We start from the raw sequence: 23,276 nt of genomic DNA, 5'->3' as shown, positions 1-23,276 counted from the left end.
ACCGCGTCCAGTGCGTGCGAGGCCCGGATCGTGGTGCCCGGCTCACGACCCCTGGACCGTAATCTCCTGCACCCCCAGCTTGAACCCACCCTCGGACGGAGGCAGCTCGGTGATCCAGAACAGCAGGTACTGGTATTTCTTGTCGGCGTCGAAGCCGTTGAACGTCATGGTGGTGCCGTCATGGTCCTCGAACGGCTGGCCGATGCCGGTCTTGTAGCTTGCGACCAACTGCTTGTCACCGCTGGAGCTGGACTCCGGTTTGATCGTGCCGGCGAGCAGTTGAGCGGACGCGCCGGTAGCCGACAGCACCGCCTGCACCGACCTGACGGTGTGCGGCTCGCCGAGGTCGATCCAGACGCCCATGCCCTTCTTCAGGTTGCCGAAGTTGGGCTTGTTCACGTAGGTCTCGGTCTCCCAGCCCTTGTCCTCGTCACCGTCGATGACCTTCTCGGCGTCACGGACCTCACTGCGGTCCTTGCTGTCCGGGTCGATGATCCGGACGCCCTTCACCGTCAGCTTGCGGGCGGTCGCGGCGGCCGGGGTGGCGTCGCCGGCCGGGGCACTTGAGGTCGGTGCGGCGACCGGGTTGGACTGCGGGTCCTCGTCGTCGCCACCCAAGGCGATGATCCCGATCAGCAGACCGACCAGGGCAACGGCCAGCAGACCGGCGATGCCGACGGCGACCTTGCGGCCTCCGGCCGCGGCCAGCGGTGACGGCTCTTCCCCGGTTTCGCCGGCGAACCGCAGCGGCCCGCTGTTGTCGAGGTAGTGCTCGTCCTCGGCCGGCACGTCCAGTCGCGCCAGTTCCGCGGCGAGCACGTCGGAGGACGGCGGCGCGATCTCGGCGTCGAGCAGGTCCATGGTCAGGTCGTCCAGGTACGCCGGAACGCCCGCCCGAACCTGGCGCGGTGCCGCGATGGCACCCCCGGCGTCCCGAACAGCGTCCGGGATGGCGGCGCGGCCGTGGCCGGCGGTGGCGCCGTGAAGTGGTGCCTCGGCGTGCGGCCAGGAGCCGGTCAGCGCGAAGTAGAGAACCCCGCCGACCGCCCGGATGTCGTTCTCCTGGCTGTCGGCACCGTCGGTGCGGGCGTCGGCCAGGACCACCCGGCCCTCATCGCTGATCATGACGGTGCCGGGGTGGACGTTGCCGTGCACCATGCCGGTGGCGTGCACCGCGGCGAGCGCGCTCGCGACGGCGTTGCCGATCGCGGTGGCCCGGGCCGGGTCCAGGGGGCCGTCGGTCGCCAGGTCCCGCAGGGACTGCCCGTCGACCCACTCGCGCACCACGTACGCCCGGTCGGCCTCGTCGATCGCGTCGTAGACGCCGACCAGGTTGGGGTGGATGACCCGGCTGGCCGCGACGGCGGCCTGAAGCATCTCGGTGGCGGAGTCGCCACCCGGGTAACGCAGCACCACGGCAACCGGACGGCGCAGGATGACATCGACCCCGCGCCAGACCAGCCGACCCGCGCTGTCGTTGTTGATGTGCTCAACCAGTTCGTACCGCTCGGCGAGGACTTCACCGGCCGTGGGAGCACCGAAGGTCATGACCGGAGGAGCGCTTTCGTCTGCCTCCTGACCCTCGCCGACCTGGGTCACCCGTCCTCCCTCGGTGATCGTGTCGATCGATGAACCCGAACTGCTGGGCATGTGGCTTCCCGCTCTGCCGTTGAAGGAACCGGCCGACCGGTGTCGACGCCCAGCGTCGGCCCCTGCCGTACCCGTCGAGAGCGACCTTACCCGGGTTGCCCGTCTCTCCGACATGTCATCTTCCCGCCGTACCTGGCGGGGTTTCCGGCTGTCGAAGAGCTCGTCCGGTTACGACCGTTGTCAGCCACGTTGCTGGCACATGTACTAGCTAATCTACGGCTTCACCGCAAGTGACCGACGCCGGGGCTGGGCTGGCGTGGCGCTCGCGCTGCCTCGTACGTTCCCACCGATCGGGTCGCCACCCTCAGCCGTACGGTTGGTTATCCACAGGCCGAAGCGGTGGTTGACCGGCGAATCGCGGAGTTATCCACAGGTGCATCCCCAGCCTGGTGATCCGTAGTCACGGTCCGTATGAGTGCCAACTTGTTGTAATCGGGTGTGGACGTTCAGCGACCGAGGCGGCGGCGAACCATCCCGACCACCTCGGTGATCTCCCCGATCCGCAGCAGCATGGCCAGACCCAGGTAGCTCCCGCCGATCACCACGCCACCGATCACCAACTGGACGATCGCCTCCAGGCGGCTGGGGGTGTCGTCACCGGGCAGCAGCTTCACCACCAGGAGGCCGACCACTGCCGAACCCAACGCCGCCACCGCGACCCTGCCGCCGGTCCGCATGATCTCGCCGAGCCCGATTCGACCGACGCGCGGCCGAAGCAGCCAGGCCGAGCCGATCGCGGCAGCCAGATAGGAGACCGTGTTGCCGATCATCATTCCCGCACCGGCGAAGCTCGCCGAGAAGGCGACGTACAGCACGATCTGCACCCCGATTCGCAGCGCCACCACCGGGATGTTGATGAGAGCCGGCGTGCGGGTGTCGGGCAGCGCGTAGAACGCGAAGGTGAAGAGCTGACTGACCGCGAACGGGACGAGCGCGAGCGCGGCGGCGAGCAACACGACGGACGTGGCGGTGGCGTTGTCCTCGTTGAACGCGCCGAACCGGAACAGGGTGAACGCGATCGGGGTGGCGAGGACGGCGTAGCAGACCGCGATCGGGGCGAGCACCGCCGTGACCGTGCGGGTACCCCGGGAGAGGTCGGCGGCGAGGTCGGCGTACCGGCCGTCGGCGGCGGCCGCGCTCATCCGGGGCATCAGCGCCGTGATGATCGAGACGGCGATGATGCCGTGCGCGGTCATCAGCAGCAGGAACACGTTGTTGTAGATCAGCGGGCCGGCGGCGTTCTCCTTGCCGGCCCGGTTCAGCAGGTTGAACAGCACGATCAGGCCGACCTGGCTCACCGCGACGTAGCAGATCATCCAGGCGCCGAGCCGGCCCAGCTCGCGTAGCCCCAGCTCGCGGAAGTCGAAGCGAAGCTTCCAGCGGAAGCCGACCTTGCGCAGTGCCGGCAGCAGGCCCATCGCCTGGATGGCGACGCCGAGCAGGGTGCCACCGCCAATCAGCAGGACCCGCCCGGTGGTCATGTCGTCCGGCTTGACGATCTCCGCACCGAAGATCGCGATGTAGAGGCCGGCGGTGCCGATCACCACCAGGTTGTTCAGGATCGGTGCCCACATCGGGGCGGCGAAGTGCCCCCGGGTGTTGAGCACCGCACTGATCAGCGCGCTCAACCCGGAGAAGAAGATCATCGGCAGCATCAGGCGGGCGAGCCCGGTGACCAGCCCTGAGTAGCCGTCAGCCGACTCCTCTCCGCCGTAGAGCCAGGTCAGCGGCGCTGCCAGCAGGAGAGCGAGCAGGGCCGCCGCGCCGAGTGCGAGCACCGCCAAGGTCAGCAGCCGCTGTGCGTACGCCTGGCCGCCATCAGTGTCGATCTTGCGTCGCCGCACCAGCACCGGGATCAGCACGCTGGTGAGGACACCGCCGAGCAGGAACTCGTAGACCATGCCGGGCAGGATCTGCGCGGTGGTGTACGCGTCACCGACCAGCGCGCCGCCGAGCGCCGCGCCGATCACCAGGTTGCGCAGGAAGCCGGTGCCCCGGCTGACCAGGCTGCCGATCGCCATCACCGCGCTGTTGGCAGCCGCGCTCGCCTCGGCCACCTGTTCCTGCGGTGGTGCGGTCGACTCCATGGCCGGCTGGTTCAGCGGCTCGGCGGAGATGAAGGTGGCGCCATCCCCGGGTCGGGCGTTGGCACCGCCATCGTTCGCGGCGTTGGCGCTGCGGTAGAGCCCGCCGCTCATCTCCAGCCTCCCAGGGGTACGTCGAGTCGGACACCGACCCGCACGCCACAGACCATAGTCAACCCCCACCCGTTACCCGCGCCCGGCGGATCGGATCACACCCCGGCCCGATAAGCTGGTGATCCCATGTCCGAAGCCTCCGCTCCTCACGCCGCCGACCGCCGCGAACTCACCGCCGCGCAGCGCAACGCCGTCGCCGAACTGCTCCGGGTGTCCCCGGTCGCCGACGAGTTGGGCCGCCGCTTCGTCCGCGCCGGTCACGAGTTGCACCTGGTGGGCGGTTCGGTGCGGGATGCCCTGCTCGGTCGACTCGGGGATGACCTCGACTTCTGCACCGACGCGCACCCCGACGAGACCCTGCGGATCATCAAGGGCTGGGCCGAGTCGATCTGGGAGACCGGTCGGGAGTTCGGCACCATCGGCGCTCAGCGCGACGGCCTCCGACTGGAGATCACCACCTTCCGTGCGGAGTCGTACGACCAGGTCAGCCGCAACCCGGTGGTGGTGTACGGCACCAGCCTCGACGAGGACCTGAAGCGGCGCGACTTCACGATCAACGCGATGGCTGTGAGCCTGCCGGACCACCGGTTCACCGACCCGCACGGTGGGCTGGACGATCTCTCGGCCAAGGTGATCCGTACCCCGAGCACGCCTGGTGAGTCGTTCGGCGACGACCCGCTGCGGATGCTGCGGGCCGCCCGGTTCGCCGCCCAGCTGCGTTTCGCCGTGCACCCGGCCGTGCACCTGGCGATGACCGAGATGGCCGCCGACCTGGACCGGATCACCGCCGAGCGGATCCGCGACGAGTTCACCAAGCTGCTCTGCGGCGCGGACCCGATCACCGGGCTGCGGCTGCTGGTCGACACCGGGCTGGCCGAGCGGTTCCTGCCGGAGCTGACCGGGCTGAAGCTGGAGATCGACGAGCACGCCCAGCACAAGGACGTCTACGAGCACACGTTGACTGTCGTCGAGAACGCGGTCTCCTACGAGGAGGAGGGCTGCGACTTCATCCTGCGGATGGCCGCCCTCCTGCACGACGTGGGCAAGCCGGCGACGAAGGCGGTCGGGTCCGACGGCCGGGTCAGCTTCCACCACCACGAGGTGGTCGGCGCCCGGCTGACCAAGGCCCGGATGAAGGCGATGCGCTACCCCAAGGACGTCACAGCGCAGGTGACCGCGCTGGTCGCGCTGCACCTGCGTTTCTACGGGTACGGGCGGGGCGAGTGGACCGACTCGGCGGTGCGCCGCTACGTCGCCGACGCCGGTGACCTGCTGCCCCGCCTGCACAAGCTGACCCGCTCCGACTGCACGACCCGCAACCGGCGCAAGGCCGCCCAGCTCGCGGCCGACTACGACGCGCTGGAGGATCGGATCGCCCGGATCGCGGCCGAGGAAGACCTGGCGCGGGTTCGACCCGACCTGGACGGTAACGCGATCATGGAGCTGCTCGGCGTACCGCCGGGGCCGGTGGTCGGGCGGGCCTGGAAGCACCTCAAGGAGCAACGCCTTGAGCACGGCCCGCTGGACCGCGACGCCGCCGAGGCGGAGCTGCTGCGCTGGGCTCGCGCCGAGGGCATCCTCGGCTGACGCGCGCAACGTCAGTGTTGGTCAGGTAGCGCCGTCTGCAGCGAGGTGGCGGGAGCCGTCGCTTCAGGGCGTGGCTGCGACGCTGCACGGCTGTCCGGTCGACGACGAAACGCCAGCGGATCGACCGAATGGCTGAGGTGTATCGCTTTCATCGTCGTCCATGATGGCTGGGCGTCCGTCGGCTACCGGTGCACTGACACCGCCGCCGACCCCACCGCCCGTCCGGTCGTCCGGATTGGACGGGCGACGACCAACGGGGAGATCACCTAGTGAAACGCCGTGGCGTGATACGCCGCTCGGCGGTGGCGAGCCTTGCTCTCGCCTCCGCAACCATCATCGTCAGCGCCGCGACCGGCGGGGCCGCAATGGCCGAACCGACCGCTCCGTTGGCACCGAAGCCCGCAAGTAAGTTGACCGCTCCCAAGCCGGACGGCCGGTTGGACAAGGCCAAGCCCGCCGAGGTCGTGCCGGGTCGCTACATCGTGGTGCTCAAGAACAAGAAGACCACCCCCGCCAAGATCAAGGCTGCCGCCTCGGCTCTGGCCAAGGAGAACGGTGGCAGCGTCGGCCGGCTGTACAGCAGCGCCGTCAACGGCTACTCCGCCGCGATGACCGCGAAGCAGGCCGGCCGGCTGGCCGCCGACCCGGATGTCGCCTCCGTGGAGCCGGTGGTCCGCTTCCACAAGAGTGGAACGCAGAGCGCGCCTCCCTCCTGGGGCCTGGACCGGATCGATCAGGTCTCGCCCAAGCTGAATGGCAGCTACACCTACCCCACCACCGGTGCCGGGGTGAGGGCGTACATCGTCGACACTGGCATCGACATCAATCACAGTGACTTCGGTGGCCGTGCCTCGTACGGCTACGACGCGATCGATCGGGACAATGTGGCGCAGGACTGCCACGGTCACGGCACGCACGTGGCGGGCACCGTCGGCGGCACGAAGTACGGCGTGGCCAAGGGCGTCAACCTGGTCGCCGTCCGGGTCCTCGACTGCGAGGGTTCCGGCACCACCGAGGAGGTCCTGGCCGGGATCGACTGGGTGACCGCCAACGCGCAGAAGCCTGCCGTGGTCAACATGAGCCTCGGCGGGCCGGAGGACCCGGACTCCCCGGCGCTCTCCAACGCGGTCAGCAACTCCATCGCCACCGGTCTCACCTACGCGGTGGCCGCCGGCAACGAAGCGGACGATGCCTGCTACTACACCCCGGCCAGGGTGTCGGCGGCGATCACCGTCGGAGCCACCGACAGGTTCGATCGTCGGGTCTCGACCGAGAAGTGGGATTCGAACTACGGTCCGTGTGTCGACGTCTGGGCTCCGGGCGTTGACATCGTCTCGGCGGCTAGTGGGACCACCGACGGGTCGGTGGCCTTCAGCGGGACCTCGATGGCGGCGCCGCACGTGGCGGGAGCCGCTGCGCTGCTGCTTCAGTCGAACCCGACGTGGTCCCCGACGCAGGTGCGCAACACGATAGTGACCCGGGGGCTCGCCGGCGCTGTCTTGAACCCGCAGGGCGGGGTGGACCGTCTGCTCAACGTCGCGGCGGCCCTCTCTCCCGCGCGCTCCGCGCACGGTCTGCTGGCGCGTTCCAACGGCTATTTCGTCTCGGCTGACGGTGCGGGCAGCAAGCCGCTGGCCTCCGTCGGCCCGGTGCTGGGCGGCTGGGAGAAGCTCGACATCGTCGACGCCGGCAGCGGCCTGGTCGCACTGCGGGCGAACGTCAACGGCAAGTACGTCAGCGCCAACGGTGCCGGCAGCAAGCCGCTGATCGCCGCCGCCGCGACGGTGAGCACCTGGGAGAAGTTCCAGCTGGTTCACAACATCGACGGCACCGTGAGCCTGAAGGCCACTGTCAACAACAAGTACGTCAGTGCGCCCAGCAACGGTGGCCCGCTGATTGCCAGCGCGGCGAACGCCAGCACCTGGGAGAAGTTCGACCTCGAGACGAACCTGATCGTCAGCTTCAAGTCGTCCGCGAGCGGCAAGTACGTCTCCGCTGACGGTGCCGGGAGCAAGCCGCTGATCCCGGTGGCCGCGACGGTCAGCACCTGGGAGAAGTTCGAGCTGTTCGATCTGGACTTCTACGGCTACTTCGGCCTGCGGTCGTTGGCCAACGGCAAGTGGGTCTCGGCGACCGGTGCCGGATCGCAGCCGATGGTCGCCTCGGCCACCGGTATCGACGCCTGGGAGGCCTTCACCTTCTGGCACCGGGGTTTCGGGGACACGGACGGGTCGGGCTGGATCTATGCGAACGTCGACGGGCAGGCGGTCAGTGCCGGCAGCGCCGGCACCAGCCAGCTGATCCCGAACAAGAACTTCGACTTCTCTGCTCCGGACTTCGGTCTCTCGGCGGGCGAGCGCTTCGTCATGAACCTCGCCTGAACCAACAACTGAATTACCACCGGCGCCCGCCGGCACCCCTCCTTCGGGAGGCAGTGCCGGCGGGCGCCGGCCGTTCGTGGGTCATCCGGTGCCGGCCAGATCCCTGACTTGTCGGCCGGTTTGTCTGGCTCAGCGCGAAACGGTACTGCCGTCCACAGTGTCGACCCCGGTGGTCGGCGCGGTGGCGTCGGTGCGTCCAGCACCGAGCCGTGCCAGCAGGCCGGGCAGGTCGATCCCGGTGAGGTCGCTGCCGAGCTGGAGGCCCTGGGCCACGTTGCCGGCCACCGACTTCGTGAGCGACGACGCGCCGTCGGTGGAGATGACCGTCATCTTGTCGATCGCCCCGATCGGCGCGCTGGCCGCCTCGACGACCTGCGGCAGCACCTTGACCAGCAGGTCCAGTACGGCCGCCTCTCCGTACGCGGCGAACGCCTCGGCCTTGCGCGCCATCGCGTCGGCCTCGGCCTCACCCTTGGCGAGGATGGCCGCGGCCTCGGCCTGACCTTCCCGCTCCACCGCCTCGGCGATGGCGGAACGCCGCCGCTGCTCGGCCTCACCCTCCTTGGCGCCTTCGATGGCGTTGGCCTCGGCGAGCGCGGCACGCCGGGCCCGCTCACCCTCACCGGTGAGGCGGGCCTGCTCGGCGGAGGCCTGCGCGGCGGCGATGACCGACTGGCGCTGCGCGTCGGCGTGCAGCACCGCCGCGTTGCGGGACGCCTCGGCCTCCTGCTCCACCTTGTACCGGGCCGCGTCGGCCGGCTTGCGAACCTCGGTGTCGAGCTGGCGCTGCTTGAGTTCGGCGTTGCGCTCGGCCACCTTCTGCTGTTCGGAGAGGATCGCCTGGTCCCGCTCGGCCTGGGCGAGCGGTCCGGCCGCTGCGGACTTCGCCTTCGCCGCGTCGATCTCGGCCTGGATGCCGGCCTGCTTGAGGGCCAGGTTGCGGTTCGCCTCGGCGATGGCCTCCTCGGCCAGCAGTCGCTCCTGCTCGGCTTGCTGCCGGGCCCGGGCCTCGGCGATCGCCGCGTCCTTGAGCACCCGGGCGGCCTCGGGTCGGCCCAGGTCCTGGAGGTAGGAGCCTTCGGCGAGGATGTCCTGGAGTTGGAAGGTGTCCAACACCAGACCCTGGTTGGTCATCGAGTGCTCGGCTTCCTCGGCGACCGCGCTGGCGAACGCCGCCCGGTCCCGGATGACCTCCTCGACGGTGAGCCGGCCGACGATCGAGCGCAGCGCGCCGGCCAGCACCTCCCGGGTGAAGTTGTCGATCTCGTCCTGCTGGTGCAGGAACCGTTGGGCGGCGGCCCGGATCGCGTCCTCGGTGCCGCCGACCTTGACGATCGCCACCCCGTGCAGGTCGGCGCGGATGCCCTGCTTGCTCACGGCGCCTCGGATGCCGACGTCGATCCGCCGGCTGGACAGGTCGAGCGACTGGAGCTTCTGCACCACCGGCAGCACGAACACCGAGGCGCCCAGCACGACCTTCTGACCGGAGTTGTCGGTGGACCGCCCGCCGTCGGCGGTCTGGGTGGTGCGGCCCTTGCGACCGGTGACGATGAACGCCTCGTTCGGGCCGGCCACCTTGATCCGGGAGAGCACGAAGAGCACCAGGATGAGCGCGAGGAGGACCGCGCCACCGATGGCGATGAGTAGGGCCATATGAGGAGTCCCGTCTATGAGGGGTAGGTCAGTAGGTCTCTACGTGCACGCTGGTCTCACTGAGCGCCTGCACGACGAAGACCTGTGCGCCGATCGGGATCGGCTGGTCCGCGCGGGCGCTGAGCTTGACCGGTTGGCCGGCGAGGCGGATGCGAACTTCGCCGTACCCGTTGGCCGGCACCGGGGTGACGACCAGGCCGAGCGCGCCGACCAGGTCGTCGCGGGTGGGGGTGGGGTCGGTGCGCATGTTCCGCGCCGCCCGGCTCAGCCGGGACGCCAACCAGCCGGTGGGCACGGCTGCGAGCACGCCGCCGGCCGCCGCCCCGACGACCATGCCGGGGGTACGCGCACCGAGCAGCTCGTTGACGATGGCCGCGCCGAACCCGAAAGCCCCGGCGAAGCCGGCGACCGTCTCGACCGAGATCGGCCCGTCCACGTCGGCGTGCCCGAACTGGAGCAGCTCGGTGCCGAGCAGGGCGAGCGCGAGCACACCGATGCCCGCCCCGCCGATGATCAGAAAGATGAGCGTCCCGGTTGCCACGACCTTGACGGTATCGACGCCGCGCAACGCTGAACGGCCTGGCAGGGCCCCAAGATGATCTATCGACGCCGGGTCGGGAGTGGCGCTCAGCCCGACGTTGGTGGCCGGGCCGGCGAGAGAGCCCGCGTCGGGGAGAATAGGTGGATGCGCTGGACTGTGCTCGACTCACCGATCGGTGAGTTCTCCGTCGCCACCGACGGCACGAGCGTCCGCGGTGCCCATTTCGGCCGGTTCGAGGCTGCCACCATCGAGCCCGACGACGCGCTGTCCCGGCAGGCCGCCGACGAGCTGCGGGCGTACTTCGCCGGTGAGCTGACCGCGTTCACCGTCCCGGTGTCGGTGCCGCGCGGCTCCGACTTCGAGCGCGCCGTGTGGCGGGAGATGACGCGGATCCCGTACGGGGAGACGCTGACGTATGGCGAGGTGGCGCGCCTGGTCGGCGATCCCGGCGCGGCACGGGCGGTGGGCGTGGCCTGCAACCGCAACCCGGTCCCGGTGCTCGTGCCCTGTCACCGGATCGTCGGCGCGGGCGGCAAGCTGGTCGGCTTCGGTGGGGGCCTGCCGCGCAAGGTCACGTTGTTGGAGTTGGAGGCCGGGGTCGCGCTGCGACACGCCTGGTCCTGAGCCGTTCCCCTGCGGACGTCCGCTTTGATGGGCCCTATGACCCGGCCCTGGGCGACCCTTCCGGTCCGGCGGCCGGTGAGGTCCGAACGGGCCACGACGGATCGACCGGGGTCTGCGGCCGGAAGAACTCGTTGGCGGGTGGCAGGGCAAGCAGGACCAGCGCGACGAGTATCGCCACCGGAGCGCCCAGGCCCAGGGTGAGCAGCAGCGGCTCCAGCCACTCCGGCATGCCGTCCCGTGCCATCGCGGTGATCCGGTCCATGTTCTCGGCCGAGTAGATGGAATAGAGCGGCCGCGGCGACCGGGCGGCCCCGACGGTGGCGCAGCAGGCGAGGACGGGCGCCGAGGCCCAGGCGGCGATCCGTGCGCCGTTCACGCCCACGACGTTGACTGCGGCCAGCGTGAGGAGCCCGATCGCCAGCACCGCGGTCAACAGGTCAGCCGCCAGATCGGCGGTGCTGCCCAGAGCGGCGAAGGCCACGCCGTCCGTTGGCTCGAAGGACCTGGCGGCAGTGTGGAAGAAGTCCTGGTGCCAGTAGTTCAGTGGCAGTGCGGCCAGTTGCGCGACGGCGGCCAGGGCCAGCAGCAGGCAGGCCAGCGTGACGATGCGCGGCCGAGGACGTCGGACCGGGTGCGGGTGTGTCACTGTGGTGCCGGTACGGGACGCCATATCTCGATTATCGATAGCCTCACTGTCACCTGTGGTCCCGGAAACGGTGGCGCTGATCACGGCAGCTCTCGTACCCACAGAAGCCGACCCACGGGCAAGGGCCGAGTCCATGCGGACCCGGCCCTTGTACGTGCTTGGCGATTCAGCGCGTCAGCGCGTGACCTCACCGGCGATGAACTCCTCGACGGCCTGGTGGGCGTCGTGGTCGGCGTACTGCACCGGCGGGGACTTCATGAAGTACGACGAGGCCGACAGGATCGGGCCGCCGATCTTCCGGTCCAGGGCGATCTTCGCGGCCCGGACCGCGTCGATGATGACGCCTGCCGAGTTCGGAGAGTCCCACACCTCGAGCTTGAGCTCGGCGTTGAGGGGGGTGTCGCCGAACGAGCGGCCCTCCAGGCGGATGTACGCCCACTTGCGGTCGTCCAGCCACGGCACGTGGTCCGACGGGCCGATGTGCACGTCGCTCTTGCTCATCTCGTGCGGGATCTGCGAGGTGACCGACTGGGTCTTCGAGATCTTCTTCGAGACCAGCCGCTTGCGCTCCAGCATGTTCATGAAGTCCATGTTGCCGCCGAAGTTGAGCTGGTACGTGCGCAGCAGCTCGACGCCGCGGTCCTCGAAGAGCTTCGCGAGGGCACGGTGCACGATGGTGGCGCCGACCTGGCTCTTGATGTCGTCACCGACGATCGGCAGGCCCGCGTCGGTGAACTTCTGGGCCCACTCCGGGTCGGAGGCGATGAAGACCGGCAGGGCGTTGACGAACGCGCAGCCGGCGTCGATCGCGGCCTGGGCGTAGAACTTGGCGGCCTGCTCGGAGCCGACCGGCAGGTAGCAGACGACGACGTCGACCTGCGCGTCGCGCAGCGCCTGCGCCACGTCGACCGGGGTGGCGTCCGACTCCTCGACGATCTCGCGGTAGTACTGGCCCAGACCGTCGAAGGTCGGACCGCGCTGCACGCTGACGCCGGTCGGCGGCACGTCGCAGAGCTTGATGGTGTTGTTCTCGCTGGCGACGATCGCCTCCGCGAGGTCCATGCCCACCTTCTTGGCGTCCACGTCGAATGCCGCGACGAACTCCACGGCGTTGACGTGGTAGTCGCCGAAGGCGACGTGCATGAGACCCGGGACGCGGTCGTTCGGGTTGGCGTTCCGGTAGTACTCGACGCCCTGAACCAGGGACGAGGCGCAGTTACCCACACCGACGATGGCGACGCGGACGGAGCCCATAGCGTCTGCCTCCTTCTTTTCTGTCACGGCCGCTCATTCCTGGTCTCTCCAGGCGGAGGCGGGCTGTTGTCTTCTCGTCGGCCGCCGGCTGTCCCGATGTTGTTCGGGACCGTCGGGGCTCGGCCGGAGCGCTCGTTGGCGATGAGCTCCTCCAGCCAGCGGACCTCGCGCTCACAGGCATCAAGGCCGTGGCGCTGCAGTTCCAGGGTGTAAGCGTCGAGGCGCTCGGCCGCCCGGCCCAGCACGTCACGAAGCCCTTCGCGACGCTCCTCGATCTTGCGGCGGCGACCCTCCAGAATGCGCAGTCGGGTCGCCTGGTCGGTCCGGGCGAAGAACGCGAAGTGCACCCCGAAGCCCGTGTCGTCGTACGTCTCGGGCCCGGCCTGTGCGATCAGCTGGGCGAAGCGTTCCTTGCCTTCCGCGGTGATTTTGTAGACCACCCGACCTCGTCGGCTGGTCAGCGCGGGAACCTCCTCGGCAGTGGCGGGTGTCTCAGCAGCTTCGGTGATCCATCCCGCCGCCTGAAGCCTGCGTAGCGTGGGATAGAGCGAGCCGTAGCTGATCGCCGCCCGGATCGCGCCGAGTTTGGCGGTCAGCTCCTTGCGCAGCTCATAGCCGTGCATCGGAGACTCCTGCAGGAGGCCGAGGATGGCGAACTCAAGCACTGGCCACCCTCTCTTTACCCTCCGGCGTGGAGCGGTAACCGCCGCGATGTATCGGACCGATACATCGCACGTTAGCGGGTCGTGCCGGCCAGGGCAAACCCCCGTTCCGAGATGCCCTCGTCACGGATTGTGAGCGTGGTCGCCTGGTCGGGCCGGACCGCGTACCCTTCTCCGCATGCGTACGCAGCGCCAGGTCGTCGACTACTCGCTTCAGAAGCGAGCAGTGCTGCGTGAGCTCCTGGCCGGCCGAGTCGGCACGTACGACGTCTGCGACGCGTCGCCGTACCTGAAGAACGCCGCTCGGTTCCATGGCGAGCCGACCGACCGGCGCTGCCCGATCTGCCGCAGCGAAAACCTGACCCTCGTCCACTACATTTACGGTGACGAACTCAAGCAGTCCGCCGGGCAGGCCCGGACACTGGCCGAACTGCCGGTGCTGGCGATGACGCTGCGTGAGTTCCAGGTCTTCGTGGTGGAGGTGTGCCTCGGTTGTGACTGGAACCATCTCGTCGAGCAGTACCTGCTCGGCCGGGACGGGCTGACCGGCGACAGCGACGGCACCAACGAGCAGGACGCGGCGGGCGCCGAAGGTGCCGGCCGGCGGAGGCGAGAGGCGCAACGGTGATCTCAGCTGGTTGTACCGGCCCCGGGGCCGTAGGCGAAACCCGGGACGGTCGACCGCTTGTTGGTCCGATTGGCCCGATTGATACGGCAATGACCCTGGTCGGCTGGCACCCCCGTGCCGGCGTCCCGGGTGAAGCAACTCACGGCAACCCGGTGGCGGCGCAGCCGCGCCCCACCGCGACCGGCAGGGTGTGAGGAATGAACTCGTACGGCGATCCCAGTTCTGCGCGCGGACGGACCCAGCACTCGGGTCCAGACGGTGACCCTGGGCCGGGCGCGGACGACGCGTACCGCCGACCCGGCGGTGATTCCGGCGGGAGCGGTTGGTCAGCCTCGGACCGAGGCACGGCAACACCAGGGCGGGCCTCGGTGACGCCGCGGGCTGCCGGTGGTCGCGCCAGTGTCGGCGGTTCCGCCTCGGTGCCGCCGCGTGGCAGCGCGGCCGCCGGATCCGCCTCGGTGGGTTCGGCAGCGAGCGGCCGGGCCGGTCGAGCCTCGGTGCCGGTGTCCCCGGCACCGGGTGTGGCCGCTGGCCGCGCTGGCGCCGGTCGGGCCTCGGTGCCCGTCTCTCCGGCGCCGGGCGCGCCGGCAGGTCGGGCCGCGGTCGGTGCCGCCGCCGTCGGTGCGGCCTCGGTCGGCACCGCGTCGGCGGGTCGGGCCAGCGTCGGTTCCGCATCGGTCGGTGGTCGTGCGGCGGTCGCCCGGGCGAGCGTCTCACCGGTCTCCGGTGGGCCGGGCGGTCCGGGTGGTCCCGGTGGGCCGGGCGGTCCGGGTGGTCCCGGTCGGGGCGGCCGTGGTCCGGGTGACTCGGGCGCCGCGGCGCGTGCGAAGAAGCGCAAGCGGATGAACCTGCTGATCGCCGGGTTCGCCGTCTTCATCATGCTCGCCGGCATCGGCGTGGTCGGGTTCACCTACTACTCGACAAACGTGGTGCTTCCGGACGAGATCACTCCGCCGCAGGCGACGACCCTGTACGCCTTCGACAACAAGACGATCATCGCCAAGGTGGGCGATCAGAACCGGACCCTGGTCACCATCGACCAGATTCCGGAGTACGTGCAGAACGCGGTGGCCGCGGCCGAGGACCGGAACTTCTACCGGCACTCCGGTGTGGACTACAAGGGCATCGCCCGCGCCGGCTGGAACAACCTCTCCGGCGGTGACAAGCAGGGTGCCTCCACCATCACCCAGCAGTACGCGCGCAACGCCTACGACAACCTGAAGGACGACACGTACGCCCGGAAGGTGAAGGAGGCGATCCTCGCCTCCAAGCTCAACGACGAGTACACGAAGCCAGAGATCATGCAGCACTACCTCAACGTGATCTACTTCGGCCGGGGCGCCTACGGCATCGAAGCGGCGGCGCAGACCTACTTCGGCAAGTCGGTGACCAAGCTCAATCCGGCCGAGGGTGCCGTCCTCGCGGCTCTGATCAAGCAGCCCGAACCCAGCTCCACCCACCAGGGATACGACCCGGCGATCAACCCGACCGCGGCCCAGGAGCGCTGGACCTACGTGATCGATGGCATGGTCAAGGAGGGCTGGCTCGGTGTGCCCGGCAAGGAGCCGCGGCCTGCTGAGTACCCGCTGAAGAGCATCAAGTCCCCGAAGAAGGGCGGCATCGGCGTCGACTTCGGCGTCGACACCCCGTACGGCAATGTCATCAACTACGTCCGGCAGGAGATGCGGGACAGGGGAATCTGCGTCGAGAAGGACGCGGAGGTGACGGATGCCAAGCCGCTGTGCTCCCAGGCGCTGATGGCTGGCGGTTACCGAATCCGCACGACCATGGACACCAGGATGCAGGCGGCGGCGGTCGAGACGGTCCAGCGCAAGTCCAAGGGCTCCGAGTTGGCCGGTCAGAAGAGCAACATCATGGCGGCGATGGTAGCGATCGACCCCACCAACGGTCGGGTCGTCGCGTACTACGGCGGTGACAACGGCACCGGCACCGACTACGCCGGCAAGAACACCGACTCCACCGGGGCGATCAGCGGCGGTCACTCGCCCGGTTCAAGTTTCAAGATCTACACGCTGGCGGCGGCCCTCAAGGAGAAGAAGGCGCTCGAGTCACGCTGGAAGGGCAAGGCCTTCAAGCCGGAAGGCACCTTCAAGGTCAGCAACGCGGGCGACGACAACCCTGACTGCGGTAACTCCTGCACGCTGCGGGTGTCCACGCTTCAGTCCCTGAACGTGCCGTTCTACTACGTCACCGAGGAGATCGGCGCGGACAAGGTCGTCGACATGGCCAAGCAGGCCGGCGTCACCACCATGTGGCGTACTGACACCAACCCGGCGAAGGCCTACGACCTGACCAAGAGCGACCCGAAGGACATCACGCCGGAGCCGTTCTTCAACGTGGTCGGCTACGGCCAGTACCCGATCACGGTGCTGGACCACGCCAACGGCGTTGCCACCTTCGCCAACGGGGGTGTCTACAACAAGGCCCACTTCCTGTACTCGGTGGAGAAGCAGAACGCGAACACCGGTAAGTGGGACAAGGTCTACAGCGAGAAGCTCGACTCGAAGCGGCGAATCGAGAGGAGCGTCGTGGACGACGTGACGTCCGTGCTGAAGGACTACCCGGCTGCTGTCAACCACCGGCTCGATGACGGTCGCAAGGCGGCCTCCAAGACCGGCACCTGGGAACTCAAGGACGGCAGTAAGGAGAACGGCGACGCCTGGATGATCGGTTACACGCCACAGTTGGCCACCGCAGTGTGGGTGGGCAACGTGGGGGACCGGAAGCCACTCATCCTCAAGGACGGCCGCAAGGTCAGCGGTGGAAACCTCCCGGGCGACATCTGGGAGCGGTTCATGAACGAGGCGCTGAAGGGCAAACCGAAGGTCGACTTCCCGCCGGCGGCGAACATCGGCGACAAGGACTCCGGAAACGGCGAAGCACCACCGCCGCCGCCCCCGCCGCCACCGACCAACCCCGGGGGCCAGGGCCCACCCTGTAACCCGCTGATCGATCTGTTCTGCAACCCCGGGGGCAACAACCCCGGAGGTGGCGGTAACCCTGGGGGCAATCCCGGCGGCAACCCCGGCGGTAATCCTGGGGGCAATCCTGGCGGCGGCGGAACAGGTGGTGGCGGTGGCGGGCTACTGCCCAGCCTGCCACCCAACCGGGACTGACCCACACCAACGCACGACGCCGCCGCTGGCCGGACGACCTGTCCCGGCCGGCGGCGGCCTTTTGTGCCCGAAACTTCGCGCCGGGACAGGACGGGCACCCCGGTCCCACGGAGATGCGTGGCAGCCAGACCCCAGTCGTCCCCGTGCCGCCCTGCCCACCTGGTATCTGCGGCGAGCGAGGGCCGCAAGCGCCGCATTCTTCGACAAAAGAGGCCCTTGAGCCTCGGTTTTTTATTGATGCCCACGCGAGGTTCCTGGCCCACACGGGTCATCCTTGGGATGCCCGAAGGCAGTGCTTCCGCAGGGATGGGTTGATTCAGTTGCTCGATCGACGTGTGAGGTGAGAGGACATGGGTTGGGCTGGCAGACGCCGAAGCCGAACGGTGGGGCCTGGTCGGCGCCGGGGTAAGCAGCCTGGGTCGCCGGGTCGACGTTTGCGCTGGTGCCGACCCGGATCGCCTGGTGGTTCACCGGCCGGACCGGTGTGTGAACCCGGTCTGCGGTGCGGATCTTGGCGACACGGTGAAGTTCGCCCGCCAGCGGGCGCAGGTGTTCGAATTGCCGGAGCCGAAGATCGTGGTCACCGAGCATCAGCCCGTGGCGGTGCGGTGCTGGTGCCCGCTGGTTAGTGAGGCGGCGCGGCCGGCGGGGCACCCAGTATGGCCCGAGTGTGAAGGCTGCAGCGGTGTATGGGTGTGGGGCGCAGTTCCTGCCGTTCGCGCGGGTCTCACGGCTGCTGGGTAATCTGTGCGGCGCGCGCGTCTCGACGGGGTTCGTGCACGCGGTGGTCACCGAAGCAACCCGCAGGCTGGGCCGGTTTACCTCACACCTAGCCGCGTTGCTGCACCTGGAGAAGGTACTGCACGTCGATGCGACATCGACCCGCCTTGATGTTGGGTTCAAGTAGGTGCACGTGGCCTGCACCCCGATGCCGACGTCGTTCCACGTCGGCGGCCGCAATATGGCCGACATCGACGTCGGTGGGGTGCTACCCGGCTTCGACGGCACCATCGTGTGGGACGGCTACGCCGCCTACCAGCACCTGCGCTACGCCGAGTCACGTAAGGGCGTGCTACGCCGGCGCCTGCGGCCGCCAGCAGAACCAGCCCGACCGCCACAGGGAGGTGTCGAAGACCGGCAAGCCGGTCGAACGTTTCCACACCCACCGCGGCATGATCTTGCGATTCGTGATCGACCTGGCCGTGCCGTCCACCAACAACCAGGGCCGAACGTGATCTTCGCCCCTGGCGCACCCTGCAAGGACTATTGGACTTTGCCGCGGTCCGGTCTTATTTGTCCACTGCCACCAAACAGGGCCAGGACGCACTCGACGTGCTCAAACAACTGTTCACAGCCGGATCTTGGATGCCCGCCGTGATCTCAAGCTGAATACGTACCGGCTATCGCGAGGATCGCTACTCCTGCTGATGTTCGCCAAGTTCCTGGTGGTGGATAAATTCGCATAAACTAGCACCTCTTCGATGCTGGAATTTTTAATTCATCCGAGGGTCCTAGTGACGGCGTTTTTCGTCGTATGAGCTCAGGCGACGAAAAACGCCGTCACTATTGCGCGACGAATGACTGAGAAATACAAAACATGGCGACGACCGCGCCGGTTGGGCTGTGGAAGCACGACTTCGAATTTACTCAGGCTTGGCGCAAAAACTATTAGTGAGGGCTACAGGAAGGTGGTCTGCCCTAACTAAAATAGAGCTACTTGCCCTAACGGCTAAGCTCAGTATGCAACCAATCCGGCACCGCGCCGATCAAAGTCGACGTAGAACTCCGTGCCGTCGAGCACGTTGGACGCGATTACCTTCCAGCTTCCGACCGGCACCCATTTCAGGCCGTTGCATGTCCCGGTCCGACGGTAGCAAACCTGAGCGTACACCCCCCGATCACTGGGCTTCAGGTTGATGTCACCGCAGGACGACGTGGTCTTGGCGTATCCGGAATATGGCCATGTGAAAGAGTCGTTCATGTCGGCGTAACTCTTTGCGTTGCCGTAACATGATTGGATCACTGCAGTCTCGTTCGCGCCCACTTCAGGCGCGGACTGTAGGGCCACCTTTTGCGTGGGAAGCAGATTCGCCTTGTCAGCTGCACTGGCGTGGGCGGGGCCGGCCAGCATGAGAGTAGTCATGCATGCGATAGCAGTTGAGATTGCCACGGTCGATGGCTTCTTTCTCCACATGACAGAAAGGGTATCGATCATGTCCTTTGTTGTCAAGCTCAAACTTTCGGTGTGCTATTCGTGGAAGTGGCGGCTGGGTTGAGGTAGCGTCGATGACGCTGTCCGCATCTTTTCTGTGTGAGCTTCTGTCGCTAGTGGGAGTGTAAGCGGGCGTTCAAGCACTCGATTGGAAAGCTGCTATTGGCTAGGGTTTGAGGTGCTGGTTAGGCACGTCGCTAAGCGGCTTCCTTCGTGAGGCCTTGACGTCTTCGGATCGACTGCGTTGGGTTATGCTAGCCCCGTGAGGCGAGCGCGCGAACGGGGTGATCTAATGGCGCAGGGTCCTGAATGGCATGGCACGTCGATTTCGGCGCCCTCGGCCTTTTTGCGTCAACTTGTAGTGATGCCGTATCTGGCCAATTCACGTCTCAGGCTGACTGGTATCAGGTGTACGAATTACCCTCATGTTGTCTCGATAAGTACCAAATTAGTGGAAATCGGTGAGCGACGCGGGACCAGTCAGGCATAGATTGGTGGTCCGCACTCGTGTCGTACGGCAGGATGCCTCTTCATGAGCACCCAGTCGACGCCCGGCATCGACGACGCCGGAACCACTGATCACCCGTCCCGCTCCGACGGGTTCGTCCGCGGCATCTCCAGCGTCATCGGCGGCCCGCTGGGCGACCACGCGACAGCGCTGGACCGGCCGGCCGGTCGGGAGCGTCGCTTCTGGACTGCCGTGCGGATCGTGCTGGCGTTGGCGTGCCTCACGCTCGCCCTGCACTGGGTGCAGAAATCGCCCTGCCAGGACGGCGCCTGGCAGAACAACGTCCAGTACACCCGGTTCTGCTACACCGACGTCCTTGCCCTCTACTACGCCGAAGGGCTCAACGAGGGCAAGGTGCCCTACCGTGACCACCCGGTCGAGTATCCGGTGTTGACCGGGTACTTCATGGGGGCGCTGGGCCTGCCGGTGCACGCCATCGGCGACGGCGACCCGAGCATCAACCAGGGTCAGTGGTTCTACAACCTCAACGCGCTGGTGCTGGGCGCGCTCGCGGTGGCCACTGTGGCGGTGATCCTGGCGTTGCGCCGCCGACGACCCTGGGACGCGGCGATGTTCGCACTCGCCCCGGCGTTGGTGCTCACCGCCACCGTCAACTGGGACCTGCTCGCCATCGGGCTGGCCGCCTTCGGCCTGCTGGCCTGGGCCCGAAAACGACCGGCGGTGGCCGGCGTACTGCTCGGGTTGGCCGGCGCGGCGAAGCTCTGGCCGCTCTTCCTGCTCGGGCCGATCCTCATCCTGGCGCTACGGGCCGACCGGGTTCGTGCCGCGCTCATCGCCATCGGGACGGCTATCGCGGCAGTGGTGCTGGTGAACCTGCCGGCCGCCCGCGCGTACCCGGAGAACTGGGACCGTTTCTTCGAGCTGAACACCACCCGGCCGATCGACTGGGGCACGCTCTGGTACATCGGGCGCTACCTGGACGGCAAGGTCGGCAACGACCCCGCCAAGCTCGGCCCGTTCGAGTGGCTCAACGCCAACATCCCGACCCTCAACACCGTCTCGTACGCACTGTTCGGGCTGGCCTGCCTCGGTATCGCCGTGCTGGCGCTGCGGGCGCCGCGCCGACCGCGGCTGGGTCAGCTCGCCTTCCTGGTGGTGGCGGCGTTCCTCATCTTCAGCAAGGTCTGGTCGCAGCAGTTCGTGCTCTGGCTGCTTCCGCTGGTCGTGCTGGCCCGGCCGAAGTGGGGCGCGTTCCTGGCCTGGCAGATCGCCGAGGTCTGCTACTTCGTCGCCTTCTACGGGGAACTGCTCGGCGCGGCAACCAGCAAGCCGGTCTTCCCGGAGGGGGTGTTCGTGCTGGCCTCGACGCTGCGACTGGCCACTGTGGTGGTGCTCTGCGTGTTCGTCGTCAAGGAGATCCTGCACCCCGAGCAGGACGCGGTGCGGGCCACCTACCCGGACGACCCGGACGGTGGCGTCCTCGACGGCGCCCCGGACGCCCCCTGGATAGACCGCTGGCGCCGCAGAGAGACAACCAGCGAATCCCAACCCGAGCCCGTCGCAACCACCTGACCCAAGGCCGACCGCGGCCTGGACCAGCAGGGTTTTCGGGGGAGCCCGCCCGGCGCAGGGATCAAGCCTGACCGCCGGAGCCGGGTGGGCTCCCCCGAAACCCGCCTCAGCGAGCAGTCGCGACGAGCCGCCAGAGCTTCAGAGGCGGAACACCACGGCGTCTCCGACCTCCTGCCGGCTGATGCCGAGCGACTCGACCGGCGCGTCGATGGTGATCTCCCAGGGCGTGCCGGTCACCTGGCCGCGCAGCAGCACCACGGTGCGGACGCCGAGCGTGCGCAGGTAGTCGATGCTGGTCTGGTCCGGGAACGACTGGCTCACCCGACGGACGTCGTCGAGCTGGCGCGGCGTGAAGCCGCTACCGCCGTTGACGACGTCGGGGAACCCGCTGGTCGACCAGAGCATCACGTGCTGGTCCAGGCTCTGACTGCTGGGCAGCACCAGCATCGGCCCCTCCGCCGAACGCATCGCCGCCGGCTGGGTCGGCACCACCGGATGTGGCGTGGTGTTCAGGCCCTCGACGGTGACCAGCAGCAACGGCAGCAGGGTGGCCGTCCGCAGCCACGGCCCCGGCCACGACGGGATTCGTTGCGCCGTCAGCTCGCGGACCCGGTCGGTGAGGGCGGTGACCGCGCCCGCCGCGAGCAGGCCGAGCAACAACGTGGTCCAGAGCATCAACCGCCCAGGGGTACGCAGCGCACTCCAGCCCGGCAGATGCTCGAAGAGGGGCACGTAGGTGAAGGTCCCGTCGAAGAAGCGGGTGCCCATCGCGAAGGCCATGGTCACCAGCACCCCGGCGAGCAGCAGCAGTCGGTGCCGCAGCCGCCACACCGAGAAGAGCAACCCGCCCGCGGCGAGCGCGTAGAGCACGAAGCCCGGCAGCAGGGTCATCTCCGGGTGCCACGGCAGCGCTTCCCGGGCACCCTCGTGCAGCCCACCCCAGATCCGCGACTCCCCGGGCGCCGTCACGAAGCCCGACGCCGGCGGCGAGAAGAGGCTGATGTCGCCGATGGTGCGCTCGGCGTACGGGTGCAGCTCGGTCACCTTGAAGAACGGGAACGCCATCAGCAGACCGACACCGGCGAACAACACCCCGCCGAGCACGTCGGCGGCGAACAACCGGCGACCGAACGGCACGGCCTGCCCGGTGCGCAGCCGCCGTGCGAAGAACAGGACGGCAGTGACCAGCACCGCGCCGGCCAGGAAGTACGCGAATGGCAGCCCGATGCCGAAGCCGAGGCTGAGTTGCCAGGCCGCCACCAGCCAACCCGCGTAGACCCATCCGTCATGCCGGCGCTCCGGCCGGTAGCCGTGACGCAGCGACCACCCGTGCCCGCGCGCCAACATCGCCAGCGCCAGCGGAATGCCCCCGTTGGAGAGCACGTGCAGGTGCCCGGCCTGGGCCAGCAGCCACGGCGCGTAGGTGTAGCTCACGCCCGCGACCGCCGCACCGATCCGGCCGGCCCCGAGCTGTCGGGCCAGCGCGTACGCCCCGAGCGTGGCGAGCGCGTGCGCCAGCACGAACATGATGTTGTAGCGCAGCACGGCGTCCTCGGGACCGCTGCCGAGCATCCCGGCCGGGGCGTACCCGAGCAGCGTGTCGGAGAACGCGAAGCTCCACAGCTCGGGGAAGAACGTGTTCGACTGCCACAGCCGCGCCGGCTCCGCCAGCAGGATGTGCCCGGACCAGGCCATCTGCCAGGCTTGCAGGCTCGGGTCCCAGTAGTCCTGCGGAAGGGTGTAGCGCGGATAGCGCAGCGTCGGCCAGGTCATCAACACGGCCAGTGCCAACGCGCCGAGGGCGGCCAGGGTCCACTCGTGGATCAGGAACCGCCCGACCGCCCGGCCCGCCCGACTGAAGATGGAGGGCCGTGGCTCCGGGGCGGAGGCGAACGCCTCCCAACGCTCCGGGCCGGCCGGCTTCGCCTCGCTGTCAGCCTTGTCCGTACCGTCGGCGCCGTCCGCCTTCGCGCCCTTGGCCGGGTCGCTGTCGTCGGCCGTTTTGCTGTCCTTGGCCGTTTTGCTGTCCTTGGCCGTTTTGCTGTCCTTGGTCGCGCCGCTG

Annotated in this window: 16 protein-coding genes; 7 read left to right on the top strand and 9 right to left on the bottom strand. The window is 68.4% G+C overall.

Annotated features, from left to right (window positions below; all coding sequences use genetic code 11):
- Positions 1–42: 42 nt before the first annotated feature.
- Both MED01_RS17365 and murJ read right to left on the bottom strand, forming a co-directional pair.
- Positions 43–1,650, bottom strand: coding sequence for a protein kinase family protein (locus MED01_RS17365; protein ID WP_238669623.1), 1,608 nt, complete (start codon positions 1,648–1,650; stop codon positions 43–45).
- A 446-nt stretch (positions 1,651–2,096) separates the two neighbouring features.
- The gene (gene murJ / locus MED01_RS17360) at positions 2,097–3,848 is read right to left on the bottom strand and encodes a murein biosynthesis integral membrane protein MurJ (RefSeq protein ID WP_238669622.1); all 1,752 of its coding nucleotides are present in this window, start codon (positions 3,846–3,848) and stop codon (positions 2,097–2,099) included.
- Positions 3,849–3,974: 126 nt separating this feature from the next.
- Between murJ and MED01_RS17355 the strand changes: the two genes are divergently transcribed.
- Both MED01_RS17355 and MED01_RS17350 read left to right on the top strand, forming a co-directional pair.
- A complete protein-coding gene (locus MED01_RS17355) occupies positions 3,975–5,435 on the top strand; it encodes a CCA tRNA nucleotidyltransferase (RefSeq protein WP_238669621.1) in 1,461 nt (486 codons plus the stop codon).
- A 302-nt stretch (positions 5,436–5,737) separates the two neighbouring features.
- Positions 5,738–7,816: a S8 family serine peptidase gene (locus tag MED01_RS17350; protein WP_238669620.1), complete on the top strand. Its 2,079-nt coding sequence runs from the start codon at positions 5,738–5,740 to the stop codon at positions 7,814–7,816.
- Between the two features lie 129 nt (positions 7,817–7,945).
- Here the strand turns inward: MED01_RS17350 and MED01_RS17345 are convergent, their stop codons facing one another.
- Both MED01_RS17345 and MED01_RS17340 read right to left on the bottom strand, forming a co-directional pair.
- On the bottom strand, positions 7,946–9,469 hold the full coding sequence (locus tag MED01_RS17345; protein ID WP_238669619.1) for a flotillin family protein: 1,524 nt from the start codon (positions 9,467–9,469) through the stop codon (positions 7,946–7,948).
- Positions 9,470–9,497: 28 nt separating this feature from the next.
- A complete protein-coding gene (locus MED01_RS17340; protein ID WP_372493673.1) occupies positions 9,498–10,055 on the bottom strand; it encodes an NfeD C-terminal domain-containing protein in 558 nt (185 codons plus the stop codon).
- Positions 10,056–10,154: 99 nt separating this feature from the next.
- Between MED01_RS17340 and MED01_RS17335 the strand changes: the two genes are divergently transcribed.
- Positions 10,155–10,634 (top strand): methylated-DNA--[protein]-cysteine S-methyltransferase, encoded by a 480-nt coding sequence (locus MED01_RS17335; RefSeq protein WP_238669617.1) that lies wholly within the window; start codon positions 10,155–10,157, stop codon positions 10,632–10,634.
- 34 nt (positions 10,635–10,668) lie between these two features.
- Here MED01_RS17335 and MED01_RS17330 read toward each other — a convergent pair whose 3' ends face one another.
- From MED01_RS17330 to MED01_RS17320, 3 genes are all read right to left on the bottom strand, one after another.
- Entirely contained in the window at positions 10,669–11,304 is a 636-nt protein-coding gene (locus MED01_RS17330) for a hypothetical protein (protein WP_238669616.1), read from the bottom strand.
- Positions 11,305–11,454: 150 nt separating this feature from the next.
- Positions 11,455–12,534: an inositol-3-phosphate synthase gene (locus MED01_RS17325; protein ID WP_238669615.1), complete on the bottom strand. Its 1,080-nt coding sequence runs from the start codon at positions 12,532–12,534 to the stop codon at positions 11,455–11,457.
- A gap of 23 nt (positions 12,535–12,557) precedes the next feature.
- Entirely contained in the window at positions 12,558–13,199 is a 642-nt protein-coding gene (locus MED01_RS17320) for a PadR family transcriptional regulator (protein ID WP_238669614.1), read from the bottom strand.
- A gap of 175 nt (positions 13,200–13,374) precedes the next feature.
- Here MED01_RS17320 and MED01_RS17315 point away from each other — a divergent pair, with 175 nt between their 5' ends.
- From MED01_RS17315 to MED01_RS17305, 3 genes are all read left to right on the top strand, one after another.
- On the top strand, positions 13,375–13,824 hold the full coding sequence (locus MED01_RS17315; RefSeq protein ID WP_238669613.1) for a DUF5318 domain-containing protein: 450 nt from the start codon (positions 13,375–13,377) through the stop codon (positions 13,822–13,824).
- 197 nt (positions 13,825–14,021) lie between these two features.
- Complete coding sequence (locus tag MED01_RS17310) at positions 14,022–16,961, top strand: transglycosylase domain-containing protein (RefSeq protein WP_238669612.1); 2,940 nt, start codon at positions 14,022–14,024, stop codon at positions 16,959–16,961.
- A 628-nt stretch (positions 16,962–17,589) separates the two neighbouring features.
- A complete protein-coding gene (locus tag MED01_RS17305; protein ID WP_308193498.1) occupies positions 17,590–17,868 on the top strand; it encodes an IS66 family transposase in 279 nt (92 codons plus the stop codon).
- Positions 17,869–18,696: 828 nt separating this feature from the next.
- Here MED01_RS17305 and MED01_RS17300 read toward each other — a convergent pair.
- Positions 18,697–19,191, bottom strand: coding sequence for a hypothetical protein (locus tag MED01_RS17300; protein WP_238669610.1), 495 nt, complete (start codon positions 19,189–19,191; stop codon positions 18,697–18,699).
- Between the two features lie 514 nt (positions 19,192–19,705).
- Here MED01_RS17300 and MED01_RS17295 point away from each other — a divergent pair.
- A complete protein-coding gene (locus tag MED01_RS17295) occupies positions 19,706–21,214 on the top strand; it encodes a glycosyltransferase family 87 protein (RefSeq protein WP_238669609.1) in 1,509 nt (502 codons plus the stop codon).
- Positions 21,215–21,352: 138 nt separating this feature from the next.
- Here the strand turns inward: MED01_RS17295 and MED01_RS17290 are convergent.
- Positions 21,353–23,276 (bottom strand): putative glycosyltransferase family protein (locus MED01_RS17290; protein ID WP_238669608.1); only part of this gene is annotated, 1,924 nt, incomplete at its 5' end.

The organism is Micromonospora alfalfae, assembly GCF_022230925.1.
Classification (GTDB): Bacteria; Actinomycetota; Actinomycetes; order Mycobacteriales; family Micromonosporaceae; genus Micromonospora; species Micromonospora alfalfae.
This window is presented reverse-complemented; position numbering and strand designations above follow the sequence as displayed.

Bases quoted from the DNA above. Each gene is read 5' to 3' on its own strand.
- MED01_RS17365 (WP_238669623.1), bottom strand. From the start codon at position 1,650: ATGCCCAGCAGTTCGGGTTCATCGATCGACACGATCACCGAGGGAGGA.
- murJ (WP_238669622.1), bottom strand. From the start codon at position 3,848: ATGAGCGGCGGGCTCTACCGCAGCGCCAACGCCGCGAACGATGGCGGT.
- MED01_RS17355 (WP_238669621.1), top strand. From the start codon at position 3,975: ATGTCCGAAGCCTCCGCTCCTCACGCCGCCGACCGCCGCGAACTCACC.
- MED01_RS17345 (WP_238669619.1), bottom strand. From the start codon at position 9,469: ATGGCCCTACTCATCGCCATCGGTGGCGCGGTCCTCCTCGCGCTCATC.
- MED01_RS17335 (WP_238669617.1), top strand. From the start codon at position 10,155: ATGCGCTGGACTGTGCTCGACTCACCGATCGGTGAGTTCTCCGTCGCC.
- MED01_RS17330 (WP_238669616.1), bottom strand. From the start codon at position 11,304: ATGGCGTCCCGTACCGGCACCACAGTGACACACCCGCACCCGGTCCGA.
- MED01_RS17325 (WP_238669615.1), bottom strand. From the start codon at position 12,534: ATGGGCTCCGTCCGCGTCGCCATCGTCGGTGTGGGTAACTGCGCCTCG.
- MED01_RS17315 (WP_238669613.1), top strand. From the start codon at position 13,375: ATGCGTACGCAGCGCCAGGTCGTCGACTACTCGCTTCAGAAGCGAGCA.
- MED01_RS17310 (WP_238669612.1), top strand. From the start codon at position 14,022: ATGAACTCGTACGGCGATCCCAGTTCTGCGCGCGGACGGACCCAGCAC.
- MED01_RS17295 (WP_238669609.1), top strand. From the start codon at position 19,706: ATGAGCACCCAGTCGACGCCCGGCATCGACGACGCCGGAACCACTGAT.